Annotated in this window: 19 protein-coding genes; 10 read left to right on the top strand and 9 right to left on the bottom strand. The window is 58.2% G+C overall.

Going from position 1 to position 21,126, the window contains the following annotated elements:
* Window positions 1–22: 22 nt before the first annotated feature.
* Both ACWKV4_RS14370 and ACWKV4_RS14365 read left to right on the top strand, forming a co-directional pair.
* Window positions 23–469: a GNAT family N-acetyltransferase gene (locus ACWKV4_RS14370; RefSeq protein ID WP_483832757.1), complete on the top strand. Its 447-nt coding sequence runs from the start codon at window positions 23–25 to the stop codon at window positions 467–469.
* Window positions 470–477: 8 nt separating this feature from the next.
* On the top strand, window positions 478–1,149 hold the full coding sequence (locus ACWKV4_RS14365) for a GNAT family N-acetyltransferase (protein ID WP_483832756.1): 672 nt from the start codon (window positions 478–480) through the stop codon (window positions 1,147–1,149).
* Window positions 1,150–1,313: 164 nt separating this feature from the next.
* Here the strand turns inward: ACWKV4_RS14365 and oadA are convergent, their stop codons facing one another.
* Entirely contained in the window at window positions 1,314–3,122 is a 1,809-nt protein-coding gene (gene oadA, locus ACWKV4_RS14360) for a sodium-extruding oxaloacetate decarboxylase subunit alpha (RefSeq protein ID WP_483832755.1), read from the bottom strand.
* 102 nt (window positions 3,123–3,224) lie between these two features.
* Complete coding sequence (locus ACWKV4_RS14355; protein WP_483832754.1) at window positions 3,225–4,640, bottom strand: acetyl-CoA carboxylase biotin carboxylase subunit; 1,416 nt, start codon at window positions 4,638–4,640, stop codon at window positions 3,225–3,227.
* Window positions 4,641–4,795: 155 nt separating this feature from the next.
* Between ACWKV4_RS14355 and ACWKV4_RS14350 the strand changes: the two genes are divergently transcribed.
* On the top strand, window positions 4,796–5,737 hold the full coding sequence (locus ACWKV4_RS14350; RefSeq protein WP_483832753.1) for a LysR substrate-binding domain-containing protein: 942 nt from the start codon (window positions 4,796–4,798) through the stop codon (window positions 5,735–5,737).
* Here ACWKV4_RS14350 and ACWKV4_RS14345 read toward each other — a convergent pair.
* From ACWKV4_RS14345 to ACWKV4_RS14335, 3 genes are all read right to left on the bottom strand, one after another.
* On the bottom strand, window positions 5,700–5,900 hold the full coding sequence (locus tag ACWKV4_RS14345) for a PA3496 family putative envelope integrity protein (RefSeq protein ID WP_483832752.1): 201 nt from the start codon (window positions 5,898–5,900) through the stop codon (window positions 5,700–5,702). The two genes, ACWKV4_RS14350 and ACWKV4_RS14345, sit on opposite strands and share 38 nt — an antisense overlap.
* Before the next feature lie 93 nt (window positions 5,901–5,993).
* On the bottom strand, window positions 5,994–6,863 hold the full coding sequence (gene hexR / locus ACWKV4_RS14340; protein ID WP_483832751.1) for a transcriptional regulator HexR: 870 nt from the start codon (window positions 6,861–6,863) through the stop codon (window positions 5,994–5,996).
* Between the two features lie 75 nt (window positions 6,864–6,938).
* Window positions 6,939–9,824, bottom strand: a complete 2,886-nt coding sequence (locus tag ACWKV4_RS14335) for a putative bifunctional diguanylate cyclase/phosphodiesterase (RefSeq protein WP_483832750.1) — start codon at window positions 9,822–9,824, stop codon at window positions 6,939–6,941.
* Between the two features lie 172 nt (window positions 9,825–9,996).
* On the opposite strand from ACWKV4_RS14335, the gene uvrD reads away from it, so the two are divergent.
* The 3 genes from uvrD (at window position 9,997) to ACWKV4_RS14320 (ending at window position 13,749) form a co-directional block, all read left to right on the top strand.
* Complete coding sequence (uvrD, locus tag ACWKV4_RS14330; protein WP_483832749.1) at window positions 9,997–12,183, top strand: DNA helicase II; 2,187 nt, start codon at window positions 9,997–9,999, stop codon at window positions 12,181–12,183.
* Between the two features lie 182 nt (window positions 12,184–12,365).
* Entirely contained in the window at window positions 12,366–13,223 is an 858-nt protein-coding gene (locus tag ACWKV4_RS14325) for a Tim44 domain-containing protein (protein ID WP_483832748.1), read from the top strand.
* Window positions 13,224–13,341: 118 nt separating this feature from the next.
* Entirely contained in the window at window positions 13,342–13,749 is a 408-nt protein-coding gene (locus ACWKV4_RS14320) for an SMI1/KNR4 family protein (RefSeq protein WP_483832747.1), read from the top strand.
* Between the two features lie 23 nt (window positions 13,750–13,772).
* On the opposite strand, the gene ACWKV4_RS14315 is transcribed toward ACWKV4_RS14320, so the two are convergent.
* Entirely contained in the window at window positions 13,773–15,536 is a 1,764-nt protein-coding gene (locus ACWKV4_RS14315) for a cation:proton antiporter (RefSeq protein WP_483832746.1), read from the bottom strand.
* Between the two features lie 212 nt (window positions 15,537–15,748).
* Here ACWKV4_RS14315 and ACWKV4_RS14310 point away from each other — a divergent pair, with 212 nt between their 5' ends.
* Window positions 15,749–16,234, top strand: coding sequence for an acyl-CoA thioesterase (locus tag ACWKV4_RS14310; protein ID WP_483832745.1), 486 nt, complete (start codon window positions 15,749–15,751; stop codon window positions 16,232–16,234).
* Here the strand turns inward: ACWKV4_RS14310 and pdxY are convergent.
* On the bottom strand, window positions 16,231–17,103 hold the full coding sequence (gene pdxY, locus ACWKV4_RS14305) for a pyridoxal kinase PdxY (protein WP_483832744.1): 873 nt from the start codon (window positions 17,101–17,103) through the stop codon (window positions 16,231–16,233). The two genes, ACWKV4_RS14310 and pdxY, sit on opposite strands and share 4 nt — an antisense overlap.
* A gap of 116 nt (window positions 17,104–17,219) precedes the next feature.
* Here pdxY and ACWKV4_RS14300 point away from each other — a divergent pair, with 116 nt between their 5' ends.
* Window positions 17,220–17,609: a DUF3301 domain-containing protein gene (locus ACWKV4_RS14300; protein WP_483832743.1), complete on the top strand. Its 390-nt coding sequence runs from the start codon at window positions 17,220–17,222 to the stop codon at window positions 17,607–17,609.
* Here the strand turns inward: ACWKV4_RS14300 and ACWKV4_RS14295 are convergent.
* A complete protein-coding gene (locus tag ACWKV4_RS14295; RefSeq protein WP_483832742.1) occupies window positions 17,588–18,586 on the bottom strand; it encodes a CobW family GTP-binding protein in 999 nt (332 codons plus the stop codon). The genes ACWKV4_RS14300 and ACWKV4_RS14295 overlap by 22 nt on opposite strands.
* A 22-nt stretch (window positions 18,587–18,608) precedes the next feature.
* On the opposite strand from ACWKV4_RS14295, the gene ACWKV4_RS14290 reads away from it, so the two are divergent.
* On the top strand, window positions 18,609–18,929 hold the full coding sequence (locus tag ACWKV4_RS14290; RefSeq protein ID WP_483832741.1) for an NADH:ubiquinone oxidoreductase: 321 nt from the start codon (window positions 18,609–18,611) through the stop codon (window positions 18,927–18,929).
* A 14-nt stretch (window positions 18,930–18,943) separates the two neighbouring features.
* Here the strand turns inward: ACWKV4_RS14290 and ACWKV4_RS14285 are convergent, their stop codons facing one another.
* Entirely contained in the window at window positions 18,944–19,471 is a 528-nt protein-coding gene (locus ACWKV4_RS14285; protein ID WP_483832740.1) for a DUF3617 domain-containing protein, read from the bottom strand.
* Window positions 19,472–19,595: 124 nt separating this feature from the next.
* On the opposite strand from ACWKV4_RS14285, the gene cls reads away from it, so the two are divergent.
* Window positions 19,596–21,035, top strand: coding sequence for a cardiolipin synthase (gene cls, locus ACWKV4_RS14280; protein ID WP_483832739.1), 1,440 nt, complete (start codon window positions 19,596–19,598; stop codon window positions 21,033–21,035).
* The last annotated feature ends 91 nt before the right edge of the window (window positions 21,036–21,126 follow it).

The following is a 21,126-nucleotide window of genomic DNA, read 5'->3' as shown; positions in this document are numbered from 1 at the left end:
TGCCGATCAAGGAGCAACATTCATGAGCAGCATCGCAATACTTTCTCCCACAGCTAACGATCATGCTGCGTGGCATAGCTTGTGGCTGGCCTATCAAGGCTTTTATCAAGTCACTATCCCTGAAACCGTAAGCGAGGCCACCTGGAAGCGCATACTGGACCCGGCCGAGCCTATTCATGCCGCTTTGGCCTGGCGCGACGGGCAGGTTGTAGGCCTGGTGCACTGGATCTTTCACCGCTCCTGCTGGACGATTGAGAACTCCTGCTACCTTCAGGATCTAATCGTCGATGTGCGCCATCGGGGCTGCGGCATGGGGCGGCAGTTGATCGAGCATGTCTATGCCCAAGCCAGGGGTGCTGGCTGTACCAAGGTTCACTGGCTCACACATGAAACCAACGCCACGGCTATCGGGCTGTATGAGCAAATCGCCGAGCGGCCGGGCTTAATACAATTTCGAAAACCCCTTTAGGAGCCGCTATGGTTAACCCCGCAATGATATGGAAACCGGTCAAGGCCCCCATCGCTGAAACCACGGAAGGGGAATACATCCGCCTGGAGAAGCTGGTTCCGGCCCGCCACAGCGAAGACCTATGGAATGTACTGGTAGGGCCAGGCTCCGACCCGTTGTTCTGGGATTTTCTGCCCTATGGGCCTTTCAATGATCGGGAAACCTTCGACATCTGGTTGGACGGCTATGCGATCAGCAACGACCCCTTGGGGTTTTGCGTGGTGGACAAGCAAACCGGCAAAGCCGAAGGCGTACTTAGCTTAATGTCCATCGTGCCGGCCCATGGCCGTATGGAAATCGGTCACGTGGCCTTCGGCGCGACCATGCAGCGCTCGCCCAAAGGCACAGAAGCCGTTTACCTGCTGGCGCGCCAAGCCTTCGCGGCCGGTTATCGCCGATTGGAATGGAAATGCGACAACCGTAACGAGCGCTCTCGCCGCGCGGCTACTCGCTTTGGCTTTACCCCTGAAGGGGTGTTCCGCCAGCACATGATGGTGAAGAACCAAAACCGTGATACGGCTTGGTTTTCCATGCTCGACTCCCAATGGCCAGCCATCAAGGATGCCTTCGAAGCCTGGTTGGCGCCGGAGAACTTCAAGGACAGCAAGCAGGTAAAAACCCTGGAAGAACTGCGCGGGTAGGCATTCACGCCCGTAGGAGCGAGCGCTAGCTCGCGAATGGTCCGATCTGAAACGATGGGGTTGCCCTGCCCGCCCCATTCGCCAAATGGCGTTGGGTCCTACAGGGGTCAGGTCGGATAAAAAAAGGGAGCCGAAGCTCCCAGAGGTTAACTGCAAAGAAAGCCTTAGCCCTCGATTTCGATCAGCACGTCGCCTGGGGTCACGCGGTCCCCCTTGGCCACATGGACGGTACGCACGGTACCGGCCATGGGGGCCTGGATTTCAGTTTCCATCTTCATGGCTTCGGTAATCAATACGGCTTGCCCAGCCTTGACGGCATCGCCTTCCTTCACCAGCACTTCCACAATATTGCCTGGCATGGTGGTGCTCACATCACCTGGCGCGCTCGCTTGTTTGCGTTTGTTAGCGCCCCCGCCCACGAACTCATTGAGAGGCTCGAACACTACCTCTTCGGGCATGCCGTCGATGCTGAGGTAAAAATGCCGCTTGCCCTCGGCCTTAACGCCTACGCCGGTGATATCCACACGGTAGGTTTCCCCATGCACGTCGATCACAAACTCGGTAGGCACGCCCTCGCCTTGCGCCGATGCCACCGCCCCGGCTTCAGGAATGGGCAGCAGCACTTCTGGTTTCAAGGTGCCTGCTTTGCGTTCTTCGAGGTACTTGCGGCCAATGTCTGGGAACATGGCATAGGTCAGTACGTCTTCCTCGCTCTCGGCCAGCTCGCCGATTTCAGCGCGCAACTTGTTCATTTCGGGTTTGAGTAGGTCCGCCGGGCGTACGTCGATCACCTCTTCGCTGCCGATGGCTTGCCGCCGTAGTTTTTCGTTCACCGTGCCGGGCGCCTTGCCGTAACCGCCTTGGAGGTACAGCTTTACTTCGTTGGTGATGGTTTTGTAGCGCTCACCGGCCAGCACGTTGAAGAACGCTTGGGTACCGACGATCTGCGAGGTAGGGGTCACCAGCGGCGGGTAACCCAAGTCTTCACGCACGCGGGGAATCTCCGCCAGCACTTCATTCATACGGTTGAGCGCGCCCTGCTCCTTGAGCTGGTTGGCCAGGTTGGAGATCATGCCACCGGGCACCTGATTGACCTGAACCCGCGTATCCACTGCGGTAAATTCGCTTTCGAACTGGTGGTATTTCTTGCGCACGGCATAGAAATACAGGCCGATCTCTTGCAGCAGCGCAAGGTCCAGCCCGGTGTCGTATTCACTGCCCTTCAGCGCCGCGACCATGGACTCCGTACCCGGGTGGCTGGTCCCCCAGGCCAGGCTGGAAATGGCCGTGTCGATATGGTCCACGCCATTTTCCACAGCCTTGAGCTGACACATCGCGGCCAGGCCAGAGGTGTCATGGGAGTGGATAAACACCGGCAGCCCCTGCTCGGCCTTCAATGCACGGACCAATTCCCCAGTAGCAAAGGGCGTGAGCAGGCCGGCCATGTCTTTGATGGCAATGGAATCGCAGCCCATGGCTTCCATCTGCTTGGCCTGTTCGACGAAGGCCTGCACTGTGTGCACGGGGCTCGTGGTGTACGCCAGGGTGCCCTGGGCATGCTTGCCCGCAGCCTTCACGGCCTCGATGGCTACCCGCAGGTTACGGATGTCGTTCATGGCGTCGAAAATACGGAATACATCGACGCCGTTACCCGCCGCGCGCTCCACGAATGCACGCACCACGTCGTCGCTGTAGTGGCGGTAGCCCAGCAGGTTCTGCCCGCGCAACAGCATTTGCAAGCGCGTGTTAGGCAAGGCCGCGTGCAGCTGGCGCAAACGTTCCCAGGGATCTTCCTTTAGGAAGCGCACGCACGCATCGAAGGTGGCGCCGCCCCATACCTCCAACGACCAGTACCCCACGCTGTCGAGCTTGTCGCAGATCGGCAGCATGTCTTCCGTGCGCATGCGGGTGGCGAGCAAGGACTGGTGGGCGTCGCGCAGCACGGTATCGGTTACAAAGATTTTCTTGGGCATCTCTAAAGCTCCCTTGGGGCTTCAAGCTGCAAGTACAAGCTTCCCGTAAAAGCGCATCTGCTTTTACTTATGGCTTGTCGCTTACCTCTTGCAGCTTCTTATTTATAGGCCGGCGTGAGCGGCGATCGCGGTGGCAATGGCCAGGGCCAACTCTTCAGGCTTGCGCTTGATGGAGTACTCGGTGAGTTCCGGGTGGCTCTCCACGAAGCTGGTGTTGAACTCCCCGCTACGGAATTCCGCGTTGCGCAAGATCTCCTGGTAATACGCAGCGGTCGTCTTCACGCCCTGCACGCGCATGTCGTCCAACGCACGCAAGCCTCGGTCCAGTGCCTCTTCCCAGGTTAATGCCCACACCACTAGCTTCAGGCACATCGAGTCATAGAACGGCGGGATGGTATAGCCGGTATAGATAGCGGTATCGGTGCGCACGCCTGGCCCGCCCGGTGCGTAATAGCGGGTGATCTTGCCGAAGCTGGGAAGGAAGTTGTTTTTCGGGTCCTCGGCGTTGATCCGGAACTGCAGCGCGAACCCTCGATGCTGGATATCTTCCTGTTTGACCGACAGCGGCAGGCCAGACGCGATACGGATTTGCTCGCGAACGATATCCAGGCCTGTAATTTCCTCAGTGATCGTATGCTCGACCTGCACCCGGGTGTTCATTTCCATGAAGTACACCTCGCCCTCGGCGAGCAGAAACTCCACGGTACCTGCATTTTCGTACTGGACCGCATTAGCGGCGCGCACGGCCAGGGCGCCGATATAAGCACGCTGTTCGGGCGTGAGCTGAGGGCTTGGAGCGATTTCGATCAGCTTCTGATTACGCCGTTGAATAGAGCAGTCCCGTTCGAACAAGTGCACCACATTGCCATGGCTGTCGCCCAGGATCTGGGCTTCGATGTGCTTGGGATTGACGATGCACTTTTCCAGGAACACTTCAGCTGAGCCGAAGGCCTTGGTGGCTTCTGAAATCACCCTGGGAAACGCCTGCTCGAGTTCTTCACGGCTATTACAGCGGCGAATGCCCCGCCCACCACCACCGGAGGTAGCCTTAAGCATGACGGGATAGCCAATGCGCTCACCCTCGCGCAGCGCTTCTTCGATGTCCGCTACGTTGCCTTCAGTACCCGGCGTGACGGGAACGCCCGCAGCGATCATGGTGCGACGGGCTTCGGTTTTATCACCCATGCGGCGAATGACGTCTGCCGAAGGGCCAATGAACTTGATACCGCGCTGGGCGCAGATTTCCGCCAGTTCAGCGTTTTCGGATAAAAAGCCATACCCCGGGTGGAGCGCGTCACAGCCCGTTTCAACAGCGAGATTGACCAGTTTGCGTGGGTTGAGGTAGCCGGCCAGAGGCTCGGCGCCAATGTTATAGGCCTCGTCCGCGCGCTTTACATGCAGCGCGTGACGGTCAGCATCGGCATAGATGGCTACAGACCGAATACCCATTTCCGCGCAGGCCCGCACGATGCGAACCGCGATTTCACCCCGGTTGGCGATGAGGATCTTTTTTATCACTTGTATTCCCTCGTCCATTAGGCACGCCGTGCCCCATCGCATGACAGGCACGTTTTCACCCTAACGCTGTTCAGTGATAAATAATAATCAGAGTTTATTGGGTTACCCATTAGCAAAACCTTATAGTTATCGCCTGAGTGGAGAGGAACCCGGCCATGCGCAAATCACTTATGCGGCTCACACTGCGCCAATTACGGGTATTCAACGAAGTATGCGACCTGAAATCCTTTAGCCGTGCCGCTGAGGAAATGGCGCTTACCCAGCCTGCGGTCAGCCTGCAAATTCGCCAACTGGAAGAAGTGGTAGGCCAGCCTTTGTTCGAATACGTGGGTAAAAAGCTATACCTGACCGAAGCCGCGCAGGCCTTGCAAAGCGCCAGCCGGGATATTTTCGGGCGATTGGAGAGCTTCGACATGCAGCTCTCGGATTTACAAGGCTCCCTTCAGGGGCAGCTGAAATTGGCAGTGGAGTCCAGTGCTAAGTATTTCCTGCCGCATTTGTTCGCCGCATTCAAACGCAAGCACCCGGAAGTAAGCCTGGCCCTGAGCGTAGTCAATCGTGCTCAGGCGCTGCGGCGATTGGTGGACAACCGTGACGACTTGCTGATCATGTGTCAGGTGCCACAAGACATGGACTTGGACTTTCTACCGTTCTTGACCAATGACATCATTGCTGTAGCGCCACCCGGGCACCCGCTATGCGAAGCAAGGGCGTTGCACTTGCAGGCCCTGGAAGCCTGGCCGCTGCTGGTACGCGAGCAGGGTTCAGGCACACGCTTGGCGTGCGAAGCTTTTTTCAAGGAAAAACGCGTGCACTTTGGGCAAACGCTGGAGGTAGGTTCGGCAGAGGCTCAGCGAGAAGCCGTGGCCGCTGGGCTCGGGCTTGCCTTATTAGGCCAGCATGGAGTTGTAGGTGAGCTGCGCAGTGGTGCCTTAGTGGCGTTGCCTGTAGCCGAGTTGCCATTGCGGCGAAGCTGGTGCCTGGTGCGGGCAAAGGCCAAGCGGCCCTCGCCCGTGGCGGCGGCGTTCCTGACGTTCATCCGTGAGGAACGGGCCCAGGTTAGTAGCTTGGCTGAACGCTTCGCCCAGTCGTCATAGCCCCTGCATACAAGGTATGCAGTTCAGGAAAGTCGACGATTTCAGCCAGAAGCCGGCGCTCGTCGGTACGGCTTTCGATGGCGCGGCGAAACGCCATGCGCCGTGCATCTTCCTCTTGCCGCCGGGTTTTGCTGCTGCCAGGCCCTTCATAGGAACGCGCCATCCTGCCTTCTCCCAATGGTTTTTGCGGGAGCTACAGCATGGCAACAGGCCGTTACGCTTTTAGGGCAGCGCAATGACGGCCAGGTTACAGCGGTCAGCCCTCTTCAGGGTGCCTGATGGACTTGGAGGACAAGCGAAAGCCACGCAGGCTACGCTTGACGCTTTTGAGGTGATTGACCAGCGATGGCCCACGGGCCATGGCTACGCCCATGGCCAATACGTCGATTACCACCAAGTGGGCAATCCGCGAGGTTAGCGGCGTGTAGATGTCGGTGTCTTCATGTACGTCAACGGCCAGGTTGACAGTGGACAACTCGGCCAAGGGTGTTTGGCTAGGGCACAGGGTAATCAGCGAGGCCCCGGCCTCCCGCACCAGGTTGGCGGTGATCAACAGATCTTTGGAGCGGCCCGACTGTGAAATGCACACCGCCACGTCACCTGGCTGCAATGTGACCGCAGACATGGCTTGCATGTGCGGGTCCGAATAGGCCGCCGCCGTAAGCAGCAGGCGGAAAAACTTATGCTGGGCGTCCGCGGCCACTGCCCCTGAGGCGCCAAAGCCGTAGAAGTCAACCCGCCGCGCCTCGGCCATGGCCGTTACAGCCCGTTGCAAGGCGGCGGTATCCAGCCGTTCACGTACTTCCATCAACGTATGTAGCGTGGTGTCGAAAATCTTCAGGCTGAAGTCTGCGACAGCGTCGTTTTCATGAATGGCGAACTGGCCGAAGCTGGCGCCGGCGGCCAGGCTTTGGGCCAGCTTGAGCTTCAAGTCTTGAAAACCGGTACAACCGATGGCCCTACAGAAGCGCACGATGGTGGGCTCACTGATGCCCACGTGGTGAGCAAGGTCTGCCATGGAGCTATGCATTACGGCCGCGGGGTCGAGCAGTACGTGATCGGCGACCTTCAGCTCTGACTTGCGTAGCAGATGGCGGGATTGGGCAATGTGTTGCAGAAGGTTCAAAGGGCAAGACTCATTATGTGCGGGGCTAAGCCACGATTTTTTGTAGTTATACTACATGGGGTGCCACAGGCCCAGTCAAACAAGGGTCGTGCCCTCGCCCCGCTGGGTCAGCAACCAAAGTTGAAACTCCGCCGCCGGTGCGGGCCGCGCCAGCAGGTACCCCTGCACCTCGTCACAGCCCTGGGCCCTGAGCACCCGCAGTTGGTCCAGGGTTTCCACGCCTTCGGCGGTCACTTTTAGTCCCAGCCCATGGGCCATGGTAATCACCGCCTGGGTAATGGCGGCATCGGCGGTGCTGTCACCTAACTCCCGGATAAAAGCCTGATCCAGCTTCACGTAGTCCACCGGCAGGCGCTTGAGGTAGTTAAGCGCCGAATACCCCGTGCCAAAGTCATCAATGGCCAGCTTCACCCCCAGTTCGCGCAACTGCGCGAAGGTCGCGTGAATGGCGCTGGTGTTATCCAGCCATTGGCTTTCGGTAAGCTCCAGTTCCAGCAGTGGGGGTTCCAGGCCGCTTTCAGCCACTACCTGGCGGACCAGGCTTACCAGATTGCCGTAGCGCAGTTGTTGCCCAGAAAGATTCACCGACATGCGCAAGTCGCCCAGGCCTTGCCGCTGCCATTCCCGAGCCTGGCGGCAGGCGGTGCGCAACACGAATTCGCCGATGGCATTGATCTGGCCGGTTTCCTCGGCCAGCTCGATGAACGTATCTGGCGTGATCAGCCCTCGCTCCGGGTGGCGCCAGCGAACCAGTGCCTCAGCCCCCTGCAATACATCGCTGCCAAGGGCCAGCTTAGGTTGATAGAACACCTCCAGTTGCCCAAGGGCCAACGCCCGTCGCAGCTGGCTTTCCAGTTGCAGGCGATCATAAGCGTCAGCCTGCATTGATTGGGTGTAGAACTGAAAGCCATCCCCGCCCAGGCGCTTGGCCTGCTTCATGGCTACGTCAGCCTGGTTGAGCAACAAGGTCGCATCACGGGTGGTGTCAGGCAGCAGGCTGATGCCAATTGACGCGGTGATGATCAGTTCATGCTCAGCTACCCTTAGCGGCACGCGAATCTTGCTCAGCAGCCGGGTAGTAACCCTGATAAGGTTCGACAGGCTGGTATAAGCGTCGAACAACACAGCGAACTCATTGCCTGACAGCCGCGCAACGGTATCGGCTTCTGGTAGCGCGGAGCCGATACGTTTGGCCACCTTACGCAGCACTTGGTCAGCCGCGTCGTGACCAAAGCTTTCGTTAAGCAGCTTAAAGCGGTCCAAGTCGATGTGCAGCAGTGCCAGGCTACGGCCATTATGGCGAAGCCGCTGGGCGGCATCATGCAGCCGCTGCCGGAACAGGCCACGGTTGCCCAGGCCGGTCAACGCATCGTGGTAGGTCAGGTAGTGCAAACGCTCTTCGGACACCCGCCGCGAGGACAGGTCCGAGCAAAACACCACCACGCGGTTCACCATGCCCTGATCATCGGTGACCGCGCTCAGTTGAAGCCATTGCGGATACAGCTCCCCGTTATGCCGCGCCTCTATCACTTCCCCCTCCCAACCACCGCGCTCCAAGAGAGCCTGGTGGACCTGGGAAAACTGCCGACGCAGGTCGCGGCTACAGGGTAGCTCCAACAGAGGCGTGCCTAAACAACTTGAAGCCTGATAACCGGTTATACGGGTGAACGCGTGGTTCACCGCCAGCACTGAAAACTCAGCGTCCAGTACCACAATGCCTTCGCTCATGGCCTCGAACACCGTAGCGGCCAAACGCTGCTGCTCTTGCTGTTCTTTTAGTGGAGTGATCTCCCGACGGGTGCCTAGCATGCGTAGCACGCGACCGCCGGGCGTACGTTCTACCGCCTTGCCACGGTCTTCAACCCACAGCCAGCGGCCGTCACGGTGGCGTATCCGATATTCGACCCGGTAATCCTCGGTGCGGCCCTTGAGGTGGGCAATAAGCGTGCTTTTAAGCGTTGGTATATCGTCGGGGTGCAGGCGGGGCCTGAGGTGCTTGAGCAACACCGGCTGGCTTTGTTGGGCGATGCCGAACAGCTCTTCGAGCTGGGTGTGATGCACTTCATCGGTGCGAAGGTCCCAATCCCATAGCCCAAGCTCACTGGCCTCCAGCGCCAGGGCCAAGCGCGCCTGACTTTTGCTCAACGCCTGGTTGGCCTGGTCGAGCTGACGACTGCGCTGGGCTACATGTTCTTCCAGGTGGGCCTGAATGCCGCGCAGTTCTTGCTCGGCGGCACGCCTGCGTTCCATTTCGTCGGTCATTTCTCGATTGAGGCGGGAGATCACTGCCTGCTCTTCGCGCAGGCTGGCGATCAGGGCTTGGTTCTGGAACCGACGCAGCAGGCTACGCTCGATCAGCCGATTAACCTGCCACGCCACCACGCACAAAGAAGCCAGCAACATCAGCCCTAGCCACGCCCACCCTTGCTGATGCGCCCCGCCTTTGAAGTACAGCCAGAGTACGGGAGGCGCCAGGCAGGGCACCGCGAAACTCAGAAAAGCCGTGAAACTTACGGCATAAGCGATGCTGGCCGAAAGCGCGGCGGCACCGAGCAAGCCGAATATCCAGGCTTGTTGCAGAAAGCTTTCGAAGGGGGAGAGCAAAATGACTGCCCCGGCCAGGGTCAAGCCACTGGCGGCGGAACCCAACAGGAACATTCGCCGCCACACGGGTGCGGCTTGGCGGTTGGGCATGGCCGCGTCAAAGGCCGCCATTTGAATCACCCGTAAGGTAACCAGCGTCATGAGCCAGCCCAGCCACAGGCTGACCAACAGATGATAGCCCGGCGCCCACAGGATCCAGGAGCACACCAACCCGGTCAGCAGCATCAACAGCGTGGGCACCAGTGACCCCTGATAGAGCAGACGGGTACGTTCCCCCGTCAAACTGGCGGAAAAGTCAGTATCCAGCGCGCGCCGCACAGGCGCGAACCGCCCGGGCGAGCGGGGTTCGAAGGCCATAGGCATTTATTCTTGTTCAGACCTACTGATGCTTGGCAGCATACACAACATTTACCCGATTGCAGCTCATGGCGCTTTGCCCACCACGCCCCGCCATGCTCCGGGCCAATCTTTTGCGAACCAGTCGTAAGCGGCGTTTGCCCAAGGTCGGTCCGCACCCTAGAATGCCGCTATGCATGATGACCTCTCCCTTTTGCTTAATTCGCTCAACGATGCCCAACGCCAGGCGGTCGCCGCCCCCGTGGGCCGTCAGTTGGTCCTGGCCGGCGCTGGCTCCGGCAAAACTCGTGTGCTGGTGCATCGCATTGCTTGGCTGATGCAGGTAGAGCATGCCTCGCCGCATTCCTTGATGGCGGTGACCTTTACCAACAAGGCGGCAGCCGAGATGCGCCACCGCATCGAACAACTGCTGGCCATCAGCCCGGCCGGCATGTGGGTGGGCACTTTTCACGGCCTGGCGCACCGCCTGCTGCGGGCTCACTGGCAGGAAGCCAAGCTGCAGCAGAATTTCCAGATCCTCGATGGCGATGACCAACAGCGCCTGGTCAAGCGGGTGATCCGCGAGCTGGGCCTGGATGAACAACGCTGGCCCGCGCGCCAAGCACAGTGGTTCATCAATGGGCAGAAGGACGAAGGCCTGCGGCCAAAGCATATCCAGCCCAATGGCGATTTGTTCCTGGCTACAATGCGAGGCATCTATGAGGCTTACGAGGCTGCTTGTGAGCGCGCAGGGGTTATCGACTTCTCGGAATTGCTGCTACGCGCCCTCGACCTTTGGCGTGATAACCCCAGTTTGCTAGAGCATTACCAGCGCCGATTCCGCCATGTGCTAGTGGATGAGTTCCAGGATACCAACGCCGTTCAGTACGCCTGGCTGCGGCTTCTGGCCCAAGGCGGGCAAAGCCTGATGGTGGTAGGCGACGATGACCAGTCGATCTACGGCTGGCGTGGCGCCCGCATCGAGAACATTCGTCAGTACACCACGGACTTCCCAGACGCCGAGCTGATCCGCCTGGAGCAGAATTACCGCTCCACCGCAGGCATTCTTAATGCAGCGAACGCCCTGATCGCCAATAACAGCGGCCGCCTGGGCAAAGAGCTATGGACAGACGGCAGCGATGGCGAACCCATCAACCTGTACGCCGCGTATAACGAGCACGATGAGGCCCGCTATGTAGTGGAAACCATCGAAAGCGCGCTTAAGACCGGCTTGGCGCGTAGCGAAATCGCCATTTTGTACCGCTCCAACGCCCAATCCCGGGTACTGGAAGAAGGGCTGCTACGCGAACGCATCCCGTACCGTATCTACGGGGGCCAGCGCTTCTTCGAACGGGCAGAAATCAAAAACGCCATGGCCTACCTGCGCCTGCTGGATGGCCGCGCCAACGACGCGGCCTTGGAACGGGTGATCAACGTACCGCCCAGGGGTATTGGCGAGAAAACCGTAGAGGCTATCCGGGCACACTCTCGCCAGGCCGAAGTGTCCATGTGGGAAGCGATGCGCCAGCTGGTCGCGAACAAAGGGCTGACCGGGCGCGCGGCCAATGCGCTGCAAGCCTTTATGGACTTGATCGAAGACCTGGCCGCGCGTACCGAGCCAATGCCCCTGCACGTCATGACTCAAACCGTCATCGAGCAGGCGGGGCTTATCGTTTACCACCGAGAAGAAAAAGGCGAAAAAGGCCAGGCCAGGGTGGAAAACCTTGAAGAACTGGTCAGCGCGGCCCGTAACTTCGAACATGCCGACGGCGAAGAGGACCTCACCCCGCTGGCCGCCTTCCTTGGCCATGCCTCGCTGGAAGCTGGCGATACCCAGGCCGATGAGCACGAAGACAGTATTCAGCTGATGACCTTGCACAGCGCCAAAGGCCTGGAGTTCCCGTTCGTGTTCCTCGTGGGCCTGGAAGAAGGGCTGTTCCCTCATAAGATGAGCCTGGAAGAACCTGGCCGACTGGAAGAAGAGCGGCGCCTGGCTTATGTAGGTATCACCCGAGCCATGCAGCAACTGGTGATGACCTACGCTGAAACCCGGCGGCTGTACGGCAGCGAAACCTATAACAAGGTGTCGCGCTTCGTACGGGAAATTCCGGCCGAGCTGCTCAAGGAAGTGCGCCTGTCCAATAGCGTAAGCCGGCCTTTCGGTGGCACCGCCAAGCCCAACATCGGGAGCATCTTTGGCCAGGCAGGTATTCCAGAGACTGTCTTCAATCTCGGGCAGCGCGTACAGCATGCGGTGTTTGGCGAGGGTGTGATCCTCAACTTCGAGGGCGCCGGCGCACAGGCCAGGGTGCAGGTGAACTTCAGCGAAGGTAGCAAATGGCTGATGCTGGGCTATGCCAAGCTGGTGCCACTGGACTGATCGACGTCTCTCCTCCTCAAAACAAGGAAACTTCCTATACCGTGGTGGCCTCTTTCTTACAGAGTTCAGCCATGCGCTGTAGGACGTTTCCGTAAAAGCCGGAAACAATCTCCCGCTAGCTATCACCCCCACCCGCGTGCAACATGGTTCACGCTCTGTCCATAAAAGATGGGAATGCCTTCATGCAACGTTTTTTAAGTATCGCACTCGCGCTCTGCCTCAGCCTGTCGTTTAGCCTGGACGCCAGCGCGGCCAAGCGCTTCGGCGGCGGTCAATCCATGGGGGCCGCGCCTAGCCACCAAACGCGCCAAGCCGCGCCTTCTCAGCCCTCCGCTACCACCCCGGCACAGCCTGGCCGTGCCCCTGGCGCACCAAGCGGCGCTTCCCGCTGGTTAGGCCCACTGGCAGGTATCGCCGCGGGCGGCCTGCTGGCCTCCATGTTTATGGGCGACGGCTTCGAAGGCTTCCAGTTCCTGGATTTCCTGCTGCTGGCAGTAGTGGCGTTCGTAATCTTCCGCTTCATTTCGTCTCGCCGGCGCAAGCAGCAGCCGCAGGTCGCAATGGCGGGCCATCCAGCCTATCAACGTGAAGCGCAGCCCAACGCCATGCCTAGCTCGCCTTTCGGTGGCGCATCCGGGGCGGCACAGGTGCAGGCACCTATCCAGGCACCGGCCTGGTTCAACGAAGCCAATTTCCTGGGTGCGGCTCGCGAACACTTCATGGCCCTGCAAAAGCACTGGGATGCCAATGAAATGGATAAAATCGCCGAGTTCGTGACTCCGCAAATGCTGCAGTTCCTGCGCCAGGAGCGTGCGTCTTTGGGCGATGGCTACCAGTCCACTTATATCGAGAACCTTTCGGTACAGTTGGATGGCGTGGATGATCGCGCAGAAAAAACCATCGCAACCCTTACCTTCAGCGGCGTCTCCAAGGATTCGCGCTTCGACAAGGGTGAAGTCTTCAGCGAGAGCTGGAACATGGAGCGCCCTCAAGGCGAGAACCAGGCTTGGCTGATAGCAGGTATCCGCCAGAACGGCTAAGCTAGCACCGCTCGGCACCTAAACCCCGGATATTCTTATCCGGGGTTTTGCTTTTTGGGGTATGGATTAATATCGTGTGAGCACACCCGCCCTCGTTCTTAGGTAAAGGTCAGTCACCGTGGAAGAAGTCATTGAACAACTTCGGGAAGCCAACGAGCCAGTTCCAGTGCCCTTGGAGTTACCCGACGAAGATCAGTTGGTCGAGATCGAAGAGCAGCTGTTCATCAACATCCCCTTCGTGTTCAAGGAATTCCTGCTCACCGTTAGCGATGTGGTATACGGCAGCCTGGAACCCGTGACGGTCACAGACCCTCAGTCTCATACCTACTTGCCGGAAGTAGCGGCCACCGCCTGGGACCTTGGCGTTCCGCGGGAGCTGATCCCGATCTGCCAGGACGGCGATGACTACTACTGCGTGGAAGAAGATGGCACCGTAGTACTGTGGAGCGCGGAAGAAGAGCTGGTAACCGAAGACAGTTGGGAGTCGGTATGGCATTGGGCAAGGGACGTCTGGCTCGAGAGCTGAGCCAGACAGCCCCTTTGCGTGACTCAATGCTCCGCTGGCGTTCTCGGGCTGTCCAGGGTTTCCACCAGCGCGATTTGCATGCGTGCGTGAATCCTGATCAGCCACCGCCAGAACAGCGCCGCGAAGATGACCAACGCGGCGCCTACCACGATCAGCATTTCACGCGTGGGCAAAATACTGGAAGACAACGCGGCAAGCAGAAACAGTACCAGCCCCAGGAATACCACGGGGATGACTTGCGCCATTACCGATTGCAAGGCTTCGGTATATCGCCCGGCAACTTCCGGCTTCACGCCCGCCTGCACCAACAGCAACGACAACGCCCTGAGCTTGCGATACGCTGCAATCAGAAACGGCATGGACAACACCATGGCCATGGCACACAACACGCCCTTCTGGCCCTGTTCGCCTGACAGCCAGGGCGATAGCCACTGGCCTATAGGCACAGCGAAGTGCGCGCAGGTGAAGAAGATCGCTACCACCAAGGCCAGGTTAACGCTCACGTGCATCAGGATGCGCCGCACGATAGCCGCGAACGCTGCCCGCTGCCCCTGCAACCCGATGCTGCGCAGCCACTCGCCATAGGTGCCGAACACTCGGCTCAAAGGCGCGGGAATAAGGCGGCCCAAATGCACTGCCAGCGGGTCCGACGCCTTTATCAGGTAAGGCGTGAGCAGTGTAGTGATGGCCGAGACTGCCACGGCGACGGGGTAGAGGAAGTCACTGGTCACTTCCAAGGTCATGCCCAACGCGGCGATGATGAAGGAGAACTCGCCAATCTGCGACAGCCCCATTCCTACCTTGAGGGACGTGCGCCCGTCGTTACCTGCCAGGAACGACCCCAGGCTGCAAGAGATCACCTTGCCAAAGACCACCGCCGCGGTAATGGCAACGATAGGCACCGCATACTCCACCAACACGCGCGGCTCGATCATCAGCCCTATGGCCACGAAGAAGATCGCGCTGAACGTGTCCCGCAAGGGCTCGACCAGCCGTTCGATTTTACGGTGATGCCTAGATTCGGCCATGATCGCACCGATCAGGAACGCCCCCAATACCATGCTGTAGCCAAGCTTTACTACTAGCAGGCAGAAACCGAAACACAGCCCCAGTACCACTACCAAAAGCATTTCGTCGCTTTCAGCCTTGGCAACATAAGCCAGTAGTCGAGGCACCAATACAATGCCTATGACCAAGGCAACTACCATAAACAGCCCAAGCTTACCTACAGTCGCTAGCACTTCCCCAGAGCTTACGCTGCCACTGACGGCAATACCCGACAGCAACGCAATAATGCCAATACCCAGGATGTCTTCTACGATCAGCACCCCAAATATCAACTGGGCGAAGCGCTGATTCTTCATGTTCAGGTCATTAAGGGCTTTTACAATAATGGTCGTGGAGGAAATAGCCAGGATAGCGCCCAGGAACAACGCATCCATGGTGCCCCAGCCAAACGCTGTACCGATCTCGTAGCCCACCCAGATCATCAGGGTGATTTCCAACAATGCCGCCACAAAGGCTGTAGCCCCGACCTTGAACAGCTTGCCCAGGCTGAATTCCAGGCCAAGGCAGAACATCAGGAATATCACGCCCAGTTCAGCAAGAGTCTTGATAGTCTCTTCGTCGTGGATAAAGCCAAACGGCGGGGTATGCGGACCAATGATAAAGCCGGCTACGATATAGCCAAGCACTACGGGCTGTTTGAGACGGTGAAAAATCACCGTGACAATTCCAGCCACCAGCATGATCACGGCCAGGTCTTGAATGAAAGCGATAGCATGCACTTCCGTACACTCCGGTCGATAGGGAAAACCCCACCCTAACACCCCATGGAAGTTATCTACGGCTTAGCAATATGAGGAAACAGAAAGGCCGATAAAGCCAGCCAGTCTAGTTGTAAACGATAGTGACGTAAGCGCAGCGGCGCGCGTCTGCATTCAAACCCGAGCGGCTGTACCCGCGTTGCCGTTATCTCTAACTTACCCGTGAGCGCCCTATGGAACCTGGAAACGCCCAACTGACGATGACCGTTCTAATGACGCCCGATATGGCGAATTTCTCCGGTAATGTTCATGGCGGTACGTTACTCAAGTATCTGGACGAAGTGGCCTATGCCTGCGCCAGCCGTTATGCCGGCCGCTATGTGGTGACCCTGTCGGTGGACCAAGTGATCTTCCGCGAGCCGGTCCATGTGGGCGAGTTGGTGACCTTTCTGGCCTCGGTCAATTACACCGGTAATACCTCCATGGAAGTAGGCATCAAGGTGGTGACTGAAAACATCCAGCAGCGCAGTGTGCGGCACGCCAATAGCTGTTTCTTTACCATGGTCGCCATGGATGAGAACCGTAAGACGGTACCCGTCCCGCCCCGCACGCCACACACCAGCGAGGAAAAACGCCGCTTTGCCCAGGGGCGGCAGCGGCGTCAGATTCGGCAAGAGCTGGAACAGCGCTATCAGGACTTGAAAGCAGACGGCCTTTAGTTCGGTAACCGAATGGCCTCGAAGCGCACTCGCGGGTGCGCGATTCTGTCCTGGGCACGTACAGGCTGAAGCTCATAACTGGCACAGGCTTGGGTTTCAAGCATCACTTCGTGCACGGCCGCCGCGGTAAACTCGAAGGCGGCCACGGGCGGGTCACCCAACACCAAGCGAGACATAAACAACCCGGACGTAAGATCGCCTACCCCTACCGGTTGGCGCGGGAAGGCCAGCAACGGGCGGCGCAAGTGCCAGGTTTGCTCGGCGGTCACTAACAGCATTTCAAAGTGCTCTGGCTGCTTATCGCGATACGCCAGGTGCTTCACCATGACCATGCTAGGGCCCCGCTCGAGTAATGAGCGGGCCATGGCAACGCAGTTTTGCAGCGTGTCGGCGGTTTTCCCCAAAAAGGTATTAAGCTCCAGCTGATTCGGGCATAGCACGTCTGCCTTGGGTAGCGCTTCACGCAACAAAAAGTCCGTTACTTCCGGCGCCACTACGCAACCTTTTTCCGCATGGCCCATAACAGGGTCGCACAGGTACAGCGCACAGGGGTTGGCTGCCTTGACCACCCTCACGGCCTCCAAAATGGCATGGCCCTGCTGAGCGCTACCCAGATACCCACTTATCACACCATCACACTGGCCCAGCTCACCGATAGCGGCAATGCCGCGTACCAGCTCTGGTATCCGCTCAGCGGCCAGCACTTCTCCCGCCCACTGACCATACTGAGTGTGATTGGAAAACTGAACGGTGTTCAAAGGCCATACGTTCACTCCAATGCGCTGCATAGCGAAAACCGCGGCGCTGTTGCCCGCGTGGCCGAACACCACATGAGATTGGATGGCAAGTAAATGAGGGGTGCGTTTCATTAAATAGGTCCAGCGCATCAAAGGCAGTTACAGATGTCTAATAGTGCGTGAAAAGCGCGCTGTACGACAGACCGGGCAGGCAGTTAAGCTGATTGAGTCCAGATGGAGCGTTGTCGATGTTCACCCTTGAAAATCTTGCCGTGCTGTTGGTCATAGCGTGCGTTGGGGCCTGGTTTTGGCACAACCATGGGCTTAGAGAAAAAGCCTTGGTGAAAGTACGTAACCATTGCGGCAAGTTAGATGTGCTATTACTGGACGACAACGTGGCGTTCAGGCGCTTCGCTTGGGCCAGGGATGCCAACGGTCGCAAGCGTTTCGCCAGAATCTACGGCTTTGAATTTACGGTAACCGGTGAGCAACGCCACCCCGGCACCATTACCCAATTCGGCGCCCATTCGGCGCATATCGAACTGGCGCCCTACCCGTTCGAGATCAACACCCAGCCCACGGCCGAGATCATCGAGCTGAGTGAATGGCGTCAAACTCACAAGCGGACCAAGCCTTGATCACACTGCCCAGTAATAAAGCAATCGGCCCAGCCTTGTTCTAACTCGACCTGGTCTTGAGGCTGGGCAAAAATCAGCTCTAGCCGGTTGTCTTTGCGCCATTCACTGGCACGCCAGGCCAAGGGCTGGCCAGGCAGCAGGTTGGCGGACTTCCAGCCTTCCGAGGTGTGCAGGATAGCTTTTGCCCTGATCCAGGGCCAACCGAGTAGAAAGTGCTCTATCTTGCTCAGGTTCACTAAAGCCTGCGGAGGGACGTGCCAACTCGTCGCCCATTCTGTGGCAGCGGGAGCAACAGCAGGGCCTATAAGCGGTTGTCTACCAACCTTGTAGAGCGCGGATTGCGTTCTCGCTGCCTGCGCCACTTCAAAGCGTTCTGCCTGCCAGGGCAAGCGCCCTTGTGCTATCCACACAGCCGGGCGCTGAATCAGTGCCTCTACCTTGGCTCGGGCGCCTGCCGTTAAGTCGTCTGCCTTGTTGATTACCAAGGTACACGTCTCTTGCATGGCTTCGCGCACAAGGGGCGGAATGTCCGCTGCCTGGCTCAACGCCAAGCCGTCCAGCACCACGATAAACCCTTCAATTGATAACACTTTCGCCCAAGGCTCGGCCTTAAGCCGGTTCAGCAACGGCCGAGGGTGGCTTAAACCGGAAAGCTCTATCAACAACCGGTGCGGGCGCGCCTTACGCAGCAAGCGGCCAAGCGCTACCGTAAAAGGAGCGCCGTTTACACAACATACGCATCCGCCTGCTACCTCGGTGATGGTGACGGCGTCTTCGCCTGATGACAGCAACGCCGCATCTAACCCAAGGGCACCGAATTCATTCACCAGTACCGCCCAACGTTCATGGGGCGGGCGTTGCGTTAGCCAGTGCTGTGCGATACTGGTTTTGCCAGCACCTAAAGGCCCAGCGAGTACATAGGTAGGGATGTTTTCAAGCATGTTGGATTGGCGTAGACCGTCTCGTTTAGCAGCCATCGTTTGCTGCCTGCTTATACCAATGAAAGCCTGGGCACAGGCCTGCGTGGTGCATACCCAGGGCGAGCATGTGGATGTAAAGGTATGTCAGGAAAACCTCACCATACCGGAACGTCTGTTCAACGAAGGCTTCTGCCAGCCCCAGCTTAAAGAGCAAAAAACAGACGTCACCTACCGGGAACACTGCCCAACTGGCGCCTTTGGCATCTGCAGCGATGCGCATGTAGATAACATGCCGTACCGTCAGAATATTCATTACTACGGAGTGGTCTCAGACGGTCGCTATCTTAAACCCTTTTGCGAGCTACGCAGCCAAGGGCATTGGCAGGTCCCAGTGCCCTGATGTTCCACGTGGAACTATTGTCGAGGCTTCACGGAGCCACAGTTTGCGCCCAGCCATTTGGCCTGGGTATGCATGCTTCCGCGCTGGGTAGCACCTGTAGCGTTAAAGGTGCCTGCCACCTCCGTAGTGAATTCTCTATCGCTGAGGAAGGTTGCGGTGCCGGCACCCTGGGCTTTCGGGCAGGTGAACATAAATTTCCACACGTTGCCCGTTCTATCGGTAATACGCTGCGTGCAGCCGGATTTAGGGTCTTGCAGGGGGATGTCATTGGCTTTGACCTGCTCAGGCGTAAGGCACGAACGGATACCCTCCCCGCCGACGGTAATTCCCTGTTTAGCCAATACCTGTTCCATCATCGCGCGCTGCTCAGGGGGCAGCATCTGCAATTGACCAAGCATCTGTTTCATGTCCGGCATGGGTTTGCCCTCTACCTGCATGTTGCTGGTGGTCAGCTCCCATAAGCCAGGTTGAAGCATTTGTGCCTGTGCCGCCGAGGCCATACCCATCAGCCCAAGCAACGCGATGCGTCCGATAATTCTCATAACCTGCTCCTCAACTGTGCCTGGGTTAGACGCTATCAGCGTGGATACGTTGCAGCTTTGCGGGTGCACATTTACCGCAGCGGGCAGTCATAACACCATTACCGCCAGGATGCACAGGCTTTACATGGACACACATAGCACCGCGTTTTTTGGGTTCTTGCTTGCGATCATTCATAGCCTGGGGGCCATTGCTGCCATTCATGCGCTGCTTACCGTGCGCACGGCTCAGGGTGCGATCGCGTGGGCGATGTCGTTGTTCTTCATCCCCTATTTCACACTACTGCCTTACCTAGTATTTGGCCGTAGTACCTTTGACGAATACATTGCTGCCAGGCGCCAAGCGAACCGAGAAATGCAGGCTGCGATCGCTCATTTGAACTGGCGGCCCTGGGTCGAGGAAGCCATGGCCGCCAAGGCCTCGGAAGCCTACGCTGGCTTAAGGGCACTGCCCAGGCTTGGCCGTATGCCCTGCCTGGCCAATAACGCGGTGGGTTTGTTGATCAATGGCGAGGCCACCTTCCAACACATACTGGAAGCTGTCCGCGCTGCGGAAAAAGTCATTCTGATTCAGTTCTTTATTATTCATGACGATTTGATAGGCCGCCGCTTACAGGCCGCGCTGCTGGAAAAGGCGGCCGAAGGTGTAGCGGTACATGTATTGTTCGACCGTATTGGCAGCCATGCCCTGCCCCGCCGTTATGTGGACACCTTGAGGCGTGGTGGAGTCGAGGTCCATGCCTTCGCCGCGGGCCGCGCAGGCCTGAATCGCTTTCAAGTGAATTTCCGCAATCACCGCAAGATTGTAGTGGTGGATGGCAAGATCGGCTTTCTCGGCGGGCACAACGTAGGGGACGAATACCTTGGCGACCTCCCGCCCCTGAGCCCCTGGCGAGATACCCATGTGTGGGTAACCGGCCCAGCGGTGGCTTGCTTGCAGGAAAGCTTTGCTGAAGACTGGTTCTGGGCATCCCGAGAGTTGCCACCTTTATTGCTACCGGATGCTTACCCGGAAGAAGGCGCCTTGTGCCAAGTGCTACCTACAGGCCCTGCAGACCCACAAGAAACCTGCGCCTTATTCTTTATAGAAGCTATCAACAGTGCCAAGCGGCGCTTATGGATTACCACGCCTTATTTTATTCCAGACGAGGCCGTGTTCGCGGCATTGCGCCTGGCGGTGATGAAAAACGTGGATGTGCGGATACTCATCCCCTCCCGGCCAGACCACAAAATTGTCTATGCCGCCTCAAGCTTGTATGCCAGTGAAGCCGTGCGCGCGGGTATCAGGATTTTCCGCTACCAACCCGGGTTCTTGCATCAGAAGGTAGTGCTGGTAGATGACGACATCAGTGCCATCGGTAGCGCCAATCTGGATAACCGATCATTCCGGCTAAACTTCGAAGTGATGCTTCTGACCATCGACACCACATTTACGGCGCAAGTCGCCGCCATGCTGGAGCAAGACTTCGCTCAGTCTAACGAGATGACCATTGCCGATAGCAAGAATACCCATAGGCTACAAAAACTAGGCATGCGGGTAGCGCGGCTGATTTCACCGGTGCTGTAGCCTGCCTTTTATAGATGAAGCTGTACCGCCGCCAGCGCCGCGATCAAGGCCGGTCAAGAACAGGTACTCAACGTCACCTGCGCCCTTGGAA

It is taken from the genome of Pseudomonas artemisiae, from assembly GCF_057128685.1.
Note: the sequence above shows the minus strand (reverse complement) of the source record. Positions and strands in the feature narration are given on the sequence as shown.